Here is a 14,706-nt window from a genome sequence, read left to right on the forward strand (position 1 = left end):
GCGGATGCTGTTAGCGTTCACAGGTGCACCGTTCCCGATCACCCCGAGTCGCGCTGGTCGGCGTCGTCGTCGCGGTGACGGCGGTGCTCGCCGGGTGCAGTAGCGTCGGCCCGGACACCGACTCGTCTGCAGACCCGAGGAGTTCCGACACCGGCATCGGCGCGGGTGCTGCTCCGGTGGTCTTCGCCTTCGTGTGCGACGGCGACGGGGCGGACCGGGCGACCTACACGACCTACTCCGCCGTGTGGGAGGCCGAGCGCGCCGCCTGCACCGCACGTCGGCTCACCGGCACGGTGCCCTCGTCGCAGCAGCAGGCCGCGGTCGACGCGGCCCGCGGGGACGCGACGCTGGCCGAGCTCGCCAGCGACTGCGCGGTGCGTGGGACCGAGCCGTGGACGTCGGCGGTGGAGGATGACGGGCGGGCCCACCTGGCGGCCGGGCTGCTGCGGTACTGCCCGGGGCACCCGGAGACCGACCGCCTGCGCGACGCGCTGGCGGCGTACCGGGGCTGAGTCGGGCCTCCAGGCCGAGCGCCGCGGGACCGAGCGTCAGCCCTCGGGGTGGTCGCGACCGGGCAGCCATGACTGGCCCGGGCCGCCCCAGCTGTTCTTGCGGATCGCCTTGGCGACCTGCTTGCCGTATGGGTGCACCAGGCGGTCGGCGTACAGCCAGCCGTCCAGGTGGTCGTACTCGTGCTGGAAGATCCGTGCGAGCCAGCCGTGCGCCTCGACCTCGAACGGGGCGCCGTGCTCGTCGACGGCGCGGAGCAGCGCGCCCTCGGAGCGGCGGAGCGGAAAGCGTTCGCCGGGCACCGACAGGCAGCCCTCGGACTCGTCGTCCTCGTCGAGCTCCTCCACCGACTCGGGGACCGGGGGAGTGATCCACAGCACGGGGTTCACGGCGACGCCCCGGTGCAGGACGTCGTCGTCATCCGTGTAGGAGTACACGAAGAGCCGCTTGCCCACGCCGACCTGCGGGCCGGCGAGCCCGACACCGGGTGCCAGGTCCACGGTCTCGAACATGTCGGCGACGAGGGACCGGAGGTCGTCATCGAACGCGGCGACCTCGGCTGCAGGCTGGTGCAGGACGGGTTCACCGGTGATGCGGATCGGGAGAACGGCCATTCACCCAGGTTATCCGTCCGGGAACGATAGCCTCGACGCGTGACGACGGACCTCCAGCTGCCGGACGCCGTGAGCAACCTCACGCCGTTCCAGGCGCTCATGATCCCCGTCGCCCTGGTGGGTGCGGTGTTCCTGTCGCTCGGGGCGCAGTTCCAGAGTCGTGGGGTGCAGCGGGTCGAGGCGCGGCTCGGTCGGCAGTCGAAGGGGCTGAGCGTCCGGCACGTGGTCGGGCTCGTCTCGAGTGGCTCCTGGGTGCTCGGCACGCTCATGCTCGGCATCGCGGTGGTCCTGCAGTTGATCAGCATCACGTTCGCGCCCCTCATCGTCGTGCAGCCGCTGGGTGCCGTCGCCCTCGTCATCACGACGTGGTTCTCGTCGAGGTCGTCGGGTGTGCCGCTGGGTCGTCGTGCGCGTCGGGCGGTGTGGACGTGCATCATCGGTGTCGGCATCTTCGTCGGGATCGCGGCGTTCGTCGGGCACGAGAGCGCGATCACCCGGCAGCAGCTCGTGACCGTGCTGGTGATCCTGGCCGTGGTGCTGGCGCTGGTGCTGGTGTCCTTCCGGTTGATGGCGAAGCACCGCAGTGCGCTGTACTACATCGTGGGCGCGGGGGTGCTCTACGGGTTCGTGGCCACGCTGGCGAAGGTGGTGCTGAACCGGTTCGTGAACGGCACGTTCGACTGGTTGACGGTGCTCGCGATCCTCGGGGTGGTCGTGGCGGCGTCGTTGGGCGGGTACTTCGTGCAGAACGCGTACTCGAGTGGTTCGGCGGACCTGGTGATCGCGGGGTTGACGGTGATCGACCCGATCGTCGCGGTGGGGATCGGTGTGGTCGTGCTCGGCGAGGCCTCCGGGGCGCCCTGGGGTGCGGTCGCCGGGTTCGTGGTCGCTGCCGGGATCGCGATCACCGGGGTGTTCCTGCTCGCCAAGCACCACCCGCAGACGCGGTCCTGACGCCGCCGAGCGTCGCGGCTGGGGCTGCCCGACGGTGCGCGCTGCTGCGCGTCTGGCCGTCGCCGCCCTCATCCGCGCGGCTGACGCGACCGTCGATCCTGGTGCGATAGCGTCACTGCCGACCAGCAATCGCCCACGAGAGGACGACCTTCGCCGTGTCAGGAGACGCCACCACCGCCACCGCCGGATCGACGGGTGCGACGGGCGGTCACCGACCGCTGCGCGTGCTGATCGCAGCGGACACCTTCGCGCCGGACGTCAACGGCGCCGCCACCTTCGCCGAACAGCTGGCCGTCGGGCTCGCCGAACGCGGGCACGAGGTCCACGTCGTCGCCCCGGCATCGAGCCGTCACTACGGCACGTTCGACGAGGTGCACCACGGCGTCACGCTCGTCGTGCACCGCCTGAAGTCGTACAAGTGGCCGCTGCACCCGTGGCTGCGTTTTGTCTGGCCGTGGAGCGTCCGGAAGTGGACCGGCCCGATCCTGGACGCCGTCAAGCCCGATGTCCTGCACATCCAGTCGCACGTGGTCATCGGTCGCGGCATCGTGCACGAGGCGAACGACCGCGCCATCCGCGTCATCGCCACCAACCACTTCATGCCGGAGAACCTGCTGGAGTACACCCCGTTCGGCAAGTGGACGCTGCCCATCGCGCTGAAGATCGCGTGGAGCGACGCCGCCAAGACCTACCGGCTGGCCGACACGATCACGACGCCGACGAACCTGGCAGCCGACTACCTGCGTGAGGCCATCGCGGGGCAGCAGGTCCTGGCGATCTCCTGCGGCATCGATGCGTCCCGGTACGTCGCCCGCGAGGGACGTCCGGTGAACAACGACATCGTCTTCGTCGGTCGCGTGGCCCCGGAGAAGAACCTCGACGTGCTCGTGCGCGCGCTGGCCCTGCTCCCCGCCGAGCTCTCCGCGACCCTGACGGTCGTGGGCGACGGCGAGATGATCCCGAAGCTCACCGCGCTGGCGAAGGAGCTCGGACTCGAGGACCGCGTCCGGTTCCTCGGCTTCGTCTCGGACGAGCGCAAGCAGGAGGCGCTGACGAACGCCACCGTGTTCGCGATGCCGTCAACGGCCGAGCTGCAGAGCATCTCGTCGCTCGAGGGCATGGCGTCCGGGCTGCCCGTCGTCGCCGCGGATTCGATGGCCCTCCCGCACCTGATCGACGGCAACGGGTACCTGTTCGCCCCCGGTGACGTGGAGGACCTGGCGGCGAAGCTCACGACGGTACTCACTGCCCCGGAGCCGGAGTACGTGGCCATGCGGGAACGTAGTCTGGCCATGATCGAGGCGCACGACATCAACCGCACGCTGTCGACGTTCGAGTCGCTGTATCGTGGGGAGCCGGTGGTCTGACGGCCTCCGGCGAGGGGCGGTAGCCAAGCTGGTCAAGGCAGTCGGCTCATAACCGAACGATTCGCGGGTTCGAGTCCCGCCCGCCCTACGTGCATTTGCCAAGGAAGCGCGAGACCCCGCAGGACGACCACGCACCGACCCCGAACGTCACCTTCGAGGTGACGCGCGGCGGCACGGGCGTGCAGGTCAACGCCTTCCGCCTCGGCTTCATGGGTGCGATCGGGGTGCTCGTCGCCCTGCTCGCCGGCTCGATCGTGCACCAGCTGAGCACCGTCCTCGTCTACATCGGGGTCGCGCTGTTCCTGGCGCTCGGCATCGACCCGCTCGTGTCGTTCCTCGAGCGGATCATCCCGCGGTGGTCCGCGATCACGATCGTCGTCGTCGTGGTCCTCGGTGCCTTCGCCGGCATCGTGTTCGCGGTGGTACCGATCCTGGTCGAACAGGCGTCGAACCTGATCCAGAACTTCCCCGAGATCGTGCAGGACATCTCGCGGCAGCAGTGGGTGCAGGACCTGTCGAAACAGTTCGCCGGCTCGTTCGACATCGACCACGCGCTGCAATCGCTGCAGTCCTTCGTCGAGAAGCCCGGCAACCTGCTCAGCGTCGGTGGCGGGATCCTGGCGGTCGGCAGCGGCATCCTGTCCGGGGTGACCGGGGCGCTCATCGTCATCATCCTGATGCTCTACTTCCTCGCGTCGATGCGGAGCATGAAGCGCGCGGCCTACCGGTTCGTGCCGGCGTCGCGCCGCGAGAACTTCGTCGACGTCAGTGAACAGATCACGCAGGCGGTCGGTCGGTACGTCGTCGGGCAGGTGTCGCAGGCGCTCATCAACGGCATCCTGAGCCTGGTCTTCCTGCTCATCATCGGCGCGCCGCTGCCCGTGTTGCTGGCGTCGTTCGCGTTCCTCGGGTCGCTCATCCCGCTCGTCGGCACGTTGGCCGCGGCGATCGTGATCTCGCTGCTCTGCTTCTTCGCGTCCCCGGCGACCGCTCTCGCCGCCGCCATCTACTACCTGGTGTACATGCAGGTGGAGGCGTACCTGATCTCGCCGCGCATCATGTCGCGTGCCGTGCAGGTACCGGGTGCGCTCGTCGTCATCGCGGCGGTCGCGGGAGGCACCATCGGCGGTGTGCTCGGTGCACTCGTCGCACTGCCGGTGGCGGCGTCGGTGATCATCATCGTGCAGAAGGTCATCTACCCGCGGCAGGAGCAGGCGTGAGCAGCGGTGCCGGCGCGGCCGACGACGTAGCCGCCGCCTTCGTCGAGCACGTCCACGACCGTGACCGCTGGGCGCGCAGCGCTCGTGGACCGCTCGCCCTGGTGAACGCCCAGCACGTCGACCACCCGCAGCCGGTCTGGCCGGTCCCCGGCTCGTGGGCCCCGGCCGTCGGCGGACTCACCGTGACGGCCGAGGCAGCCGACGGCGTCGTCGTCGACGGCGTCCCGGTCGACGGCACGGTCCTGGTGGCCGGGGACACGGCCGTCGTCCCGTCATCCGTTGCGCTGCCGGACGGTTTCGCCGGCACCGTCAGCGGCGACACCCTGTGCGTCTGGGACCCGTCCTCCGAGGCGATCGCCCGGTTCGCGCAGATCGCCCGCTTCGCGTGGTCGGACGACTGGGTGACGTCCGGCACGTACGTCCCGCTGGTGGGCGATGCCCTGGAGGCCCGGGGCGGCGTCCGTGACGCCGCCGGCGACGCCGTGCCGGTCGCCGGACACGTCGAGACCGTCGTGGGTGGGGCCACGGGGCGGTTCGTCGCCGTCCGGTCGGCTGCCCACCGCGGGGCCGCGCGGCTGCAGCTCATCGTGCAGGACGCGACGAGTGCCCTGCCCGAGGTCGACCCCGGCAGCACCTACTCGATGGGTCGGTTCCTGTACCTCGACGACCCGGGTGCCGAGGCCACGGTCGAACTCGACTGGAACCTGCTCGTGCTGCCGCCGTGCGCGTTCTCCTACCAGTACGCCTGCCCGATCCCGCCCGAGGACAACCGCGTGTCCGTGCGGATCACGGCGGGGGAGCGGCACCCGGTCGACGCGAGCGGCGCCGTCCTGCACTGATCCGGACCGGTCCTTGCCGTTCCCAGCCAGGACGCTGCATAATGGGCGTGTCCGCAAGGACATCACAATCGCATATCGATGGTTCCGTGCCCTGAGGGGCCTGGATCCTCCGCACCAGGTCGATGGGGAAGTCGCACCTGACGTATCGGAGGAACCGTGAACGGAACGACGACAGGGGTGCTCTACGTGCACTCCTCACCACGCGCGCTCTGCCCGCACGTCGAATGGGCAGCAGGTCGTGCAATCGACCGCGCCGTGAACTTCTCGTGGCTGGACCAGCCGGCGCAGGACGGGGCGCGCCGCACCGAGTACACGTGGACCGGTGCGATCGGTGCCGGTGCCTCGATCGCCTCTGCCCTGCGCGGGTGGGAGCACCTTCGGTACGAGGTGACCGAGGAGCCCACGAGTGAGTCCGACGGCGGCCGCTGGATGCACACGCCGGACCTGGGTGTCTTCTACGCACAGACCGACGTCACCGGCAACATGGTCATCCCGGAGGACCGGGTGCGCTACGCCATGGAGGTCGCCGGCAGCAACGCCCTCGAACTCCACCGCGAGCTGCGCCTCGCTCTGGGCCAGGCCTGGGACGATGAGCTCGAGCCGTTCCGCCACGCCGCCGAGGGCAACCCCGTCGTCTGGCTGCACCGCGTCGGCTGACCCGGCACGGAACGACGGAAGCCCGCCCCGACGACGCGGGACGGGCCTCCAGAACGGGTGTGCTGCCGGTCAGACGCTGCGGAACGCGACCACGGCGTTGTGGCCGCCGAAGCCGAACGAGTTGCTGACAGCGAGCAGGTCGCCCTCGGGCAGCGCACGCGGCTCGCGGGCCACGTCCATGACGATCTCCGGGTCCTGGTCGTGCAGGTTGATCGTGGGCGGGGCGACCCGGTCGTGCAGCGCGAGGACGGTGAACACTGCCTCGATCGCACCGGCACCACCGAGCAGGTGGCCCGTCGACGCCTTGGTCGCCGACACCACGATGTCGTCCAGGTGGTCGCCGAAGACCCGACGCATCGCGTGGTACTCGGCGACGTCGCCGACCGGGGTCGAGGTGGCGTGCGCGTTGACGTGCACGACGTCTTCTCGGCTGGCACCGGCGTGCTCGAGCGCCGTGACCACGGCGCGGGCGGCTGCGCTGCCCTCGGGGTCCGGCGCGGTGATGTGGAAGGCGTCCGAGGTGATGCCGGCACCGGCGACCTCGGCGTAGATCGTCGCGCCGCGGGCCTCGGCGTGCTCCTTCGACTCGAGGATCAGCGCCGCGGCGCCGTCGCCGAGTACGAAGCCGTCGCGGGTGACGTCGTACGGCCGCGAAGCCGTCTCGGGGGAGTCGTTGCGGCGGGACAGCGCCTGCATGGCCGCGAACGCGGCGAGCGGCAGCGGGTGCAGGGCCGCTTCGGCGCCGCCGGTGATCACGATGTCGGCGTCGCCGTCGGCGATGTGCCGGTACGCCTCGGCCAGGGACTCGGTCGACGAGGCGCAGGCGGAGAGGTAGGTGCGGGCGCCACCGCGGGCGCCGAACTCCATCTCGATGGCGGCGGCCGGGCCGTTCGCCATGAGCATCGGGACCGTCATCGGCAGGACACGACGCGGGCCCTTCTCACGCAGGGTGTCCCACGCGTCGAGCAGGGTGTTCACGCCGCCGATCCCCGTGGCCCAGTCGACGATCAGCCGCTCGGGAACGACGGACTCGTCGTCGATGCCGGCGTCGGCCCAGGCTTCGCGTGCCGCGACGAGTGACAGCTGCGACGACGGATCGAGACGCTTCGACTCCGGCCGGGTGAGCTGGTCGGTGAGGAACCGGCGCGCCTGACCGGCGAACTCCACGGGGAGCTCGAGCTCGGCGTAGCGCGGGTCCTCGATGCGGGTGATGCCGGACTTGCCGGCGAGCAGCGCGTCCCAGGTGTCCCGGGCGGTCGCGGCAAGGGGTGAGATCGCACCGATCCCGGTGACGACGACGGTCTTCTTGGTCATGGAACGACGTGTTCTTTCGTTGGGGTGAACAAGATGAGCGCCGTGGCCGGCAGGGGTCCGCCGGCCACGGCGCTCAGGAAGCTCGTGTCAGGACTGGGCCTTGACGATGTAGTCGACCGCGTTGCCCACGGTCTTGAGGTTCTTGACCTCTTCGTCCGGGATCTTCACGTCGAACTTCTCCTCGGCGTTGACCACGATGGTCATCATCGAGATGGAGTCGATGTCGAGGTCGTCCGTGAAGGACTTGTCGGCGGCGACGGTGTCGGTGGCGATACCGGTCTCGTCGTTGATCAGCTCGGCCAGGCCGGCGAGGACTTCTTCGTTGGACAGGGCCATGAGTGTTCTCCTTGAGGGGGTGTCGTTTGACCGTTGACCAGCCTAGGGCACGCGGGGTCCGGGTGCGCGGAGACTCGTCGGGGTGGTCGCACCGGGGTGCGGCCGGGGTGGGTTAGGGGAGGACGACCACCTGGGCGCCGAACACGAGTCCGGCGCCGAACCCGATCTGCAGGGCGAGTCCGCCCGACAGGTCCGGGTGTTCCTCGAGCAGGCGGTGCGAGGCGAGCGGGATGCTCGCAGCGGAGGTGTTGCCGGTGGTGGTGATGTCGCGGGCGATCATCACGGTCTCGGGCAAGCCGAGCTGCTTGGCGAACTCGTCGATGATGCGGATGTTCGCCTGGTGCGGCACGAAGGCCGCCAGGTCGGACGGAGCGACGCCGGCGGTCTCGAGCGCCTGGCGCGCGACCTTGACCATCTCCCACACGGCCCAGCGGAAGACCGTCTGGCCCGCCTGGCGCATGGTCGGTCGGGGTGCACCGGCTTCCCACTCGTTGTAGGTCGCGGTCATGCCGATGGCGTCCCACTTCGAGCCGTCGGAACCCCAGACGGTCGGGGCGATGCCGGGGAAGTCGCTCGGACCGACGACGGCCGCGCCGGCACCGTCCCCGAGCAGGAACGAGATGGAGCGGTCGGTCGGGTCCACGACGTCGCTGAGCTTCTCGGCACCGATGACGAGCACGTGGTCGGCCAGGCCGGACTTGATGAACGAGTCGGCCTGGGCGATGCCGTAGGCGTACCCGGCGCAGGCGGCGCTGATGTCGTAGGCGGCGGCGGGGGTGGCACCGATCCGCTCGGCGAGCAGGGACGCCATGGACGGGGTCGCGACCGTGTGCGTCACCGTGCTGACCAGGACGACGCCGATCTGCGACGGCTCGATGCCGGCCTTCTCGATCGCCTCGCGCGCGGCGGCTTCGGCCAGGTCGACGGCCTCGACGTCCTTGCCGGCGCGCTTCCGGGTGATGATCCCGGTACGCTGCCGGATCCACTCGTCGGACGAGTCGATCGGGCCGACGAGGTCGTCGTTCGGCACGACGTGCTCGCCGCGCGCGGCGCCGAACGCCAGGATGCGGGTGAACTCGTGGCCGCGGCGCTGCTGCAGCAGCGGGCGCACCGTTCCGGCCTGGAGGCCCGTGGGGGCGTCCGCCGGGGTGGTCGGGTCGGTCATGCGCTTGCGTCTGCTTCCTGGCCCGCGCGCTGCAGCAGGTCGATCGCTGCAGGCAGGTCGTCGGGGGTCTTGATGGCGACGGTCGGCGTGCCGCGGAGTCCGCGCTTCGCCAGGCCGACGAGGGCACCGGCGGGTGCGAGCTCGATGATGCCGGTCACGCCGGCGGTGGAGAAGGACTTCATGACCGCGTCCCAGTGCACGGGGCTCGCGATCTGCTGCACCATCAGGTCGACGAAGCGGCGGCCGTCGTCGACCCGGGAACCGTCCGCGTTCGTCCAGATCGGCAGCGTCGGGTCCTGCACCGTGGCGGCGGCCGCCACCGGGGTGACACGCTCGACGGCGGGGGCCATGTACCGGGTGTGGAACGCACCGGCCACGGCGAGCGCGATGACGCGGGCCTTGGCGGGCGGGTCGGCGGCGAGGGCCGCGATGGCGTCGGCAGCACCGGCGACGACGGTCTGGCCGCCGCCGTTGTGGTTCGCGGGCACGAGACCGTGCTCGGCGAGGGCTGCGGCGACCGCGTCGGCGTCGCCACCGAGGACGGCTGCCATCGACGTCGGTTCGAGTGCCGCGGCGTCCGCCATGGCCCGGCCGCGCTCGGCGACCAGGGAGACGGCGGCGGTCGGCTCGAGGATCCCGGCGACCGCGGCGGCGGTGAACTCGCCCACCGAGTGCCCGGCGACACCGCCGACAAGCGCGCGACGGCCCTCGGCCAGCAGGGCGTCGGCGGTGACGAGCCCGGCGGCGACGATCAGGGGCTGCGCGAGCGCCGTGTCCTTGATGGTGTCCGCGTCGGAGTTCGTGCCGTGCTCGGCGATGTCGACGCCGATGGACTCGGACCACTGCCCCACGCGCTCACGAACAGTGGCGTCCTCGAGCCAGGGGGCGAGGAAACCGGGGGTCTGGGAGCCCTGTCCGGGCGCGACGACGACGATCACCGGACAATCCTTGCGTTCCCACCCCGCGGGGCCCGTGTGGGGTTCCCACACGAATCCCCGCGGGACATTGTTGGTTGTCTACCGGCGGGGCGTGATCCGACGGCGACTGGTGGCCGATTCGGACATCGCACCGAGGATGAGTGCCGACTGCACGATCAGGGCGTCACGGGCGTGGGTCGCGTCCCACCCGATGATGTCGGCGACCCGACGCAGCCGGTAGCGCACGGTGTTCGGGTGCACGAAGAGCTCTCGCGCCGTGGCCTCGAGCGAGCGGCCGGTGTCCAGGTAGCACCACAGCGTCTGCAGGAGCTCGGTGGACTGGTCCTTGAGCGGGATGTAGATGCGCTGCACCAGGGCCGAGCGAGCGAGCGGGTCGCCGGCCAGTGCACGCTCGGGCAACAGGTCGTCGGCCAGTGCCGGGCGCGGGACTCCGCGCCAGGCACGCGCGACGGCGAACCCGGCGAGGGCCGCCTTCGCGCTGGTCGACGCGTCGACGACCCCGGGGACCTCGTTGCCGAGCACCAGGTGGCCGTCGCCGAACAGCGGTTCGAGCGCCTGCGCGATGGCCGTGAAGGAGACGGGCTCCTCGCCCTCGGGGACGTCGTCGCGCGGGGTGGCCCGACCGATCACGACGACGAGCCGCGACCCCTGCACGCCGACGAGCACGTCGGCGTCCATGTGCCGGGCGGTGCGCCGGACCTGGTCGACCTCGAGCTGCTTCGGGGCGGTGCCGACGAGCACCGCGACCTCGCCGTGCCCGTGCCACCCGAGGGCCGCGATGCGCGACGGCAGCTCGTCGTCGTACTCGCCCGACAGGATCGAGTCGACCACGAGCGCTTCGAGTCGCGCGTCCCACAGCCCGCGGGCCTCGGCCGCGCGGGCGTAGACGTCGGCGGCGGCGAAGGCGATGTCCCGCGAGTACTTGAGGATCGCCTCCTGCAGCATCTCGTCGTCGGCGGCGCGTTCCTCGACCACGGTGACCACGACGCGGATGAGCTGCAGGGTCTGCTGCAGACTCACCGAGCGCAGGAGTTCACGCGGGGCGGACCCGAAGACGTCGGCCGCGGCGATCCACGGCGTCGACGCGGTGCCCTCGAGCCAGCTGATGAACGAGGTGATGCCGGCCTGGGCGACGAGGCCCACGGCGGAGCGACGCCCCGGTGGCATCTCGCTGTACCACGGGAGGGTGTCCTCGAGCCGCTTGATCGTCGCGGTGGAGAGTTCTCCGGACACCTGACGGAGCCAGGAGAGCGCACGCTCACGCGCGCTCTCCTGGCTCTCGTGGTCCGGGCGGACCGTCGTCACGGGTTGATCAGCTCTCGCCGCCCGCGCTGCCGGTGGTGCCGGCGGTCACGTCGTGCAGACGGTACTTGTCGATCGCCTGCTGGACGAGCGCGCCGTCGACCTTGCCCTGGCGGGCGAGCTGCTGCAGCGTCCGCACGACGACCGAGGGGCCGTCGATGTGGAAGAAGCGGCGGGCGGCCGGACGGGTGTCCGAGAAGCCGAAACCATCAGCGCCGAGCGTGGCGTAGTCGGTCGGCACGAACGGACGGATCTGCTCCTGCACCAGGTGCATGAAGTCGCTCACGGCGACGACCGGGCCCTCGGTGCCGAGCAGACGCTCGGTGACGAACGGCGTGCGGGCCGGCTCGTTCGGGTTGAGGAACGCCTGCTGCTCGGCGGCCACACCGTCGCGGTAGAGCTCGCCCCAGCTCGTGACGCTCCAGACGTCGGCCGACACGCCCCAGTCCTCGGCGAGGAGCTGCTGCGCCTCGAGGATCCACGGCACGGCGACACCGGACGCGAGCAGCTGGGCCTTCGAGCCGTCGTGCTCGCTCGACTTGAGCAGGTACATGCCCTTGAGGATGCCCTCGACGTCGACGCCCTCGGGCTCGGCCGGCTGCACCAGCGGCTCGTTGTACACCGTGAGGTAGTACATGACGTTCGGGTCGGCGTGCTTCGGCGAGCCGTCTTCGTTCGTACCGTACATGCGGTCGAGGCCGGCCTTGACGATGTGGCCGATCTCGTAGCCGTACGCCGGGTCGTACGAGACGACGGCTGGGTTCGTGGTGGCGAGGAGCGGCGAGTGGCCGTCCGCGTGCTGCAGGCCCTCGCCCGTCAGCGTCGTGCGGCCGGCCGTGGCACCGATCATGAAGCCACGGGTCATCTGGTCACCGGCGGCCCAGATGGCGTCGCCGGTGCGCTGGAACCCGAACATCGAGTAGAAGACGTAGACCGGGATCAGCGGCTCGCCCTGCGTCGAGTACGAGGTGCCGACAGCCGTGAACGCCGCGAGGGCGCCCGCCTCGTTGATGCCGACGTGGATGATCTGACCCTGCGGGCTCTCCTTGTAGGCCAGGAGGAGCTCGCGGTCGACCGACGTGTAGTGCTGGCCGTTCGGGTTGTAGATCTTCGCCGACGGGAAGTAGGCGTCCATGCCGAACGTGCGTGCCTCGTCCGGGATGATCGGGACCACGCGGTTGCCGAAGTCCGGGGAGCGGAGCAGGTCCTTCAGCAGGCGGGCGAAGGCCATGGTCGTGGCGACCTCCTGCTTGCCGGAGCCCTTCTTCACGACCTGGTACTTCGAGTCGTCCGGCAGCGTGAACTGCGTGTACTTCGTACGACGCTCCGGCACGTAGCCGCCGAGCGCGCGACGACGCTCGTGCATGTACTGGATCGCCTCGTCGTCGTTGCCCGGGTGGTAGTACGGCGGCGTGTAGGGGTTCTCCTCCAGCTGCGCATCGGAGATCGGGATGCGCATCTCGTCGCGGAACTGCTTGAGGTTGTCGAGCGTGAGCTTCTTCATCTGGTGCGTCGCGTTGCGCCCCTCGAAGCTCGGGCCGAGGCCGTAGCCCTTGACCGTCTTCGCGAGGATGACGGTCGGCTGGCCCTTGTGCTCGGTCGCGGCCTTGAACGCGGCGTAGACCTTGCGGTAGTCGTGACCACCGCGCTTGAGGTTCCAGATCTGGTCGTCGGTGTAGTCCTTGACCAGCTCGAGCGCCTTCGGGTCGCGCCCGAAGAAGTTCTCGCGGACGTACGCGCCGTTCTCGGCCTTGTACGTCTGGTAGTCGCCGTCCGGCGTCTGGTTCATCAGGTTGAGGAGCGCGCCGTCGGTGTCGCGGGCGAGCAGGTCGTCCCACTCGCGGCCCCAGACGACCTTGATGACGTTCCAGCCGGCACCGCGGAAGAACGCCTCGAGCTCCTGGATGATCTTGCCGTTGCCACGGACCGGACCGTCGAGTCGCTGCAGGTTGCAGTTGATGACGAAGTTCAGGTTGTCGAGACCGTCGTTCGCGGCGACCTGGAGCTGGCCGCGGGACTCGACCTCGTCCATCTCGCCGTCACCGAGGAACGCCCAGACCTGCTGGTCCATGGCGTCCTTGATGCCGCGGTTGGAGAGGTACTTCGCCTGCTGCGCCTGGTAGATCGCGTTGATGGGGCCGATGCCCATCGAGACGGTGGGGAACTGCCAGAAGTGCGGCATGAGGCGCGGGTGCGGGTACGACGACAGACCGCCGCCGGCGTGCGACTTCTCTTGGCGGAAGCCGTCGAGCTGGTCCTCGGACAGGCGTCCTTCCATGTACGCGCGGGCGTACATGCCGGGGGAGGCGTGGCCCTGGAAGAAGACCTGGTCGCCGCCGGACGGGTGGTCCTGCGCGCGGAAGAAGTGGTTGTAGCCGACCTCGTACATCGCGGCGCTCGACGCGTACGTCGAGATGTGCCCGCCGACCGCGATGCCGGGGCGCTGGGCGCGGTGCACCGTGATGGCCGCGTTCCAGCGGATCCACCGGCGGTAGCGGCGCTCCAGCTCTTCGTCGCCGGGGAACTCCGGTTCGTTCTCCGGCGCGATGGTGTTCACGTAGTCCGTCGTCGGGACCATCGGCACACCGAGGTGCAGTTCCTTGGACCGCTTGAGCAGGCTCAGCATGATCTCGCGACCGCGCTGGTGTCCGTGGGTCTGGACCAGCCCGTCGAGGGACTCACGCCATTCGGCGGTCTCCTGCGGATCCTGGTCGTTCGCCCCGGTGCTGTACGGGTCCTGGTCGTTCACCGTCACCCTTGACCTCGTTCGTTCTCGTGGTGGTGGACATGGTGGCTCCGGTGGTCGGGTCGCGACCGGCTGGGGCCCCGTCCACTCTAGGCCCCAGCACCGACGGTGATGCTGATGGTGTCGTGGAGGTGGACGGGTGGTTGCATTCGCGTGTCGTCGGCGTAGCATGGCCGATCGTGCACACGTGACCCGCGTGCGCACTGACCCGACGGGCACACCCAACGCCCGAGGAAGAAGCACACGTACCGATGGCACTGGAGATCGGCTCCCTCGCGCCGGACTTCGAGCTCCCGAACCAGTTCGGTGAGCACGTCCGACTCAGCGACTTCCGCGGCAACCGTCCGGTCGCACTCGTCTTCTTCCCGCTCGCGTTCTCGTCGAACTGCACGAACGAGCTCTGCGCCCTGCAGGACAACATGGGGATGTTCCAGGACCAGCGCATCGAGCTGATCGGCATCTCCGTGGACTCGAAGGCGACGCTCCGGTCGTTCGCCGAGACGAACGGCTACGACTTCGAGCTCCTCGCCGACTTCTGGCCGCACGGTGCCGTCTCGAAGGAGTACGGCGTGTTCCTCGAGCAGAAGGGCTTCGCCACCCGCGCGACCTTCGTCATCGACGTGCAGGGCCGCATCAAGGCCTCGATCATCACGGAGCCCGGCCTGCAGCGCGACGTCGCCGAGTACAAGGCGGCACTCGACCGCCTCGCCGCCTGCTCGGCACCCGTCCCCGTCGGCTAGCGTT

14 protein-coding genes and 1 tRNA gene are annotated in these 14,706 nt (G+C 70.0%); 8 read left to right on the forward strand and 7 right to left on the reverse strand.

Annotated features, from left to right (window positions below; translation table 11 throughout):
- Positions 1-23: 23 nt before the first annotated feature.
- Positions 24-512 (forward strand): hypothetical protein, encoded by a 489-nt coding sequence (locus ITJ56_RS14005; RefSeq protein ID WP_194631225.1) that lies wholly within the window; start codon positions 24-26, stop codon positions 510-512.
- Between the two features lie 36 nt (positions 513-548).
- Here ITJ56_RS14005 and def read toward each other — a convergent pair whose 3' ends face one another.
- Complete coding sequence (gene def / locus ITJ56_RS14010; protein WP_194631226.1) at positions 549-1,124, reverse strand: peptide deformylase; 576 nt, start codon at positions 1,122-1,124, stop codon at positions 549-551.
- A gap of 39 nt (positions 1,125-1,163) precedes the next feature.
- Between def and ITJ56_RS14015 the strand changes: the two genes are divergently transcribed.
- The 6 genes from ITJ56_RS14015 (at position 1,164) to ITJ56_RS14040 (ending at position 6,161) form a co-directional block, all read left to right on the forward strand.
- Positions 1,164-2,078 (forward strand): DMT family transporter, encoded by a 915-nt coding sequence (locus ITJ56_RS14015; RefSeq protein ID WP_194631227.1) that lies wholly within the window; start codon positions 1,164-1,166, stop codon positions 2,076-2,078.
- A 155-nt stretch (positions 2,079-2,233) separates the two neighbouring features.
- On the forward strand, positions 2,234-3,445 hold the full coding sequence (locus ITJ56_RS14020; protein WP_194631228.1) for a glycosyltransferase: 1,212 nt from the start codon (positions 2,234-2,236) through the stop codon (positions 3,443-3,445).
- A 13-nt stretch (positions 3,446-3,458) separates the two neighbouring features.
- Positions 3,459-3,533 (forward strand) — tRNA-Ile (locus tag ITJ56_RS14025).
- Between the two features lies 1 nt (position 3,534).
- Positions 3,535-4,665, forward strand: a complete 1,131-nt coding sequence (locus tag ITJ56_RS14030) for an AI-2E family transporter (RefSeq protein ID WP_323749820.1) — start codon at positions 3,535-3,537, stop codon at positions 4,663-4,665.
- Positions 4,662-5,504 carry a DUF1684 domain-containing protein gene (locus ITJ56_RS19000; protein WP_194631229.1) on the forward strand — a complete coding sequence of 281 codons (843 nt, stop codon included), beginning with the start codon at positions 4,662-4,664 and terminating at the stop codon, positions 5,502-5,504. Before ITJ56_RS14030 ends, ITJ56_RS19000 begins: the two co-directional genes overlap by 4 nt.
- Positions 5,505-5,660: 156 nt before the next feature.
- Positions 5,661-6,161 (forward strand): DUF3145 domain-containing protein, encoded by a 501-nt coding sequence (locus tag ITJ56_RS14040; protein WP_323749821.1) that lies wholly within the window; start codon positions 5,661-5,663, stop codon positions 6,159-6,161.
- A gap of 69 nt (positions 6,162-6,230) precedes the next feature.
- Here the strand turns inward: ITJ56_RS14040 and ITJ56_RS14045 are convergent, their stop codons facing one another.
- The 6 genes from ITJ56_RS14045 to aceE form a co-directional block, all read right to left on the reverse strand.
- Positions 6,231-7,475, reverse strand: coding sequence for a beta-ketoacyl-[acyl-carrier-protein] synthase family protein (locus tag ITJ56_RS14045; RefSeq protein WP_194631230.1), 1,245 nt, complete (start codon positions 7,473-7,475; stop codon positions 6,231-6,233).
- An 87-nt stretch (positions 7,476-7,562) separates the two neighbouring features.
- On the reverse strand, positions 7,563-7,811 hold the full coding sequence (locus tag ITJ56_RS14050) for an acyl carrier protein (protein WP_194631231.1): 249 nt from the start codon (positions 7,809-7,811) through the stop codon (positions 7,563-7,565).
- 112 nt (positions 7,812-7,923) lie between these two features.
- A complete protein-coding gene (locus tag ITJ56_RS14055) occupies positions 7,924-8,976 on the reverse strand; it encodes a beta-ketoacyl-ACP synthase III (protein WP_228517886.1) in 1,053 nt (350 codons plus the stop codon).
- Complete coding sequence (locus ITJ56_RS14060) at positions 8,973-9,914, reverse strand: ACP S-malonyltransferase (protein ID WP_194631232.1); 942 nt, start codon at positions 9,912-9,914, stop codon at positions 8,973-8,975. The genes ITJ56_RS14055 and ITJ56_RS14060 overlap by 4 nt, the downstream gene beginning before the upstream one ends.
- 78 nt (positions 9,915-9,992) lie before the next feature.
- Positions 9,993-11,219: a PucR family transcriptional regulator gene (locus tag ITJ56_RS14065; protein WP_194631233.1), complete on the reverse strand. Its 1,227-nt coding sequence runs from the start codon at positions 11,217-11,219 to the stop codon at positions 9,993-9,995.
- A gap of 7 nt (positions 11,220-11,226) precedes the next feature.
- Positions 11,227-13,971: a pyruvate dehydrogenase (acetyl-transferring), homodimeric type gene (gene aceE / locus ITJ56_RS14070; RefSeq protein ID WP_194631234.1), complete on the reverse strand. Its 2,745-nt coding sequence runs from the start codon at positions 13,969-13,971 to the stop codon at positions 11,227-11,229.
- A gap of 242 nt (positions 13,972-14,213) precedes the next feature.
- Between aceE and ITJ56_RS14075 the strand changes: the two genes are divergently transcribed.
- Complete coding sequence (locus tag ITJ56_RS14075; RefSeq protein ID WP_194631235.1) at positions 14,214-14,702, forward strand: peroxiredoxin; 489 nt, start codon at positions 14,214-14,216, stop codon at positions 14,700-14,702.
- Positions 14,703-14,706: the final 4 nt, after the last annotated feature.

It is taken from the genome of Curtobacterium sp. VKM Ac-1376 (genome assembly GCF_015351025.1).
Classification (GTDB): domain Bacteria; phylum Actinomycetota; class Actinomycetes; order Actinomycetales; family Microbacteriaceae; genus Curtobacterium.

Bases quoted from the DNA above. Each gene is read 5' to 3' on its own strand.
- def (WP_194631226.1), bottom strand. From the start codon at position 1,124: ATGGCCGTTCTCCCGATCCGCATCACCGGTGAACCCGTCCTGCACCAG.
- ITJ56_RS14045 (WP_194631230.1), bottom strand. From the start codon at position 7,475: ATGACCAAGAAGACCGTCGTCGTCACCGGGATCGGTGCGATCTCACCC.
- ITJ56_RS14050 (WP_194631231.1), bottom strand. From the start codon at position 7,811: ATGGCCCTGTCCAACGAAGAAGTCCTCGCCGGCCTGGCCGAGCTGATC.
- ITJ56_RS14055 (WP_228517886.1), bottom strand. From the start codon at position 8,976: ATGACCGACCCGACCACCCCGGCGGACGCCCCCACGGGCCTCCAGGCC.
- ITJ56_RS14075 (WP_194631235.1), top strand. From the start codon at position 14,214: ATGGCACTGGAGATCGGCTCCCTCGCGCCGGACTTCGAGCTCCCGAAC.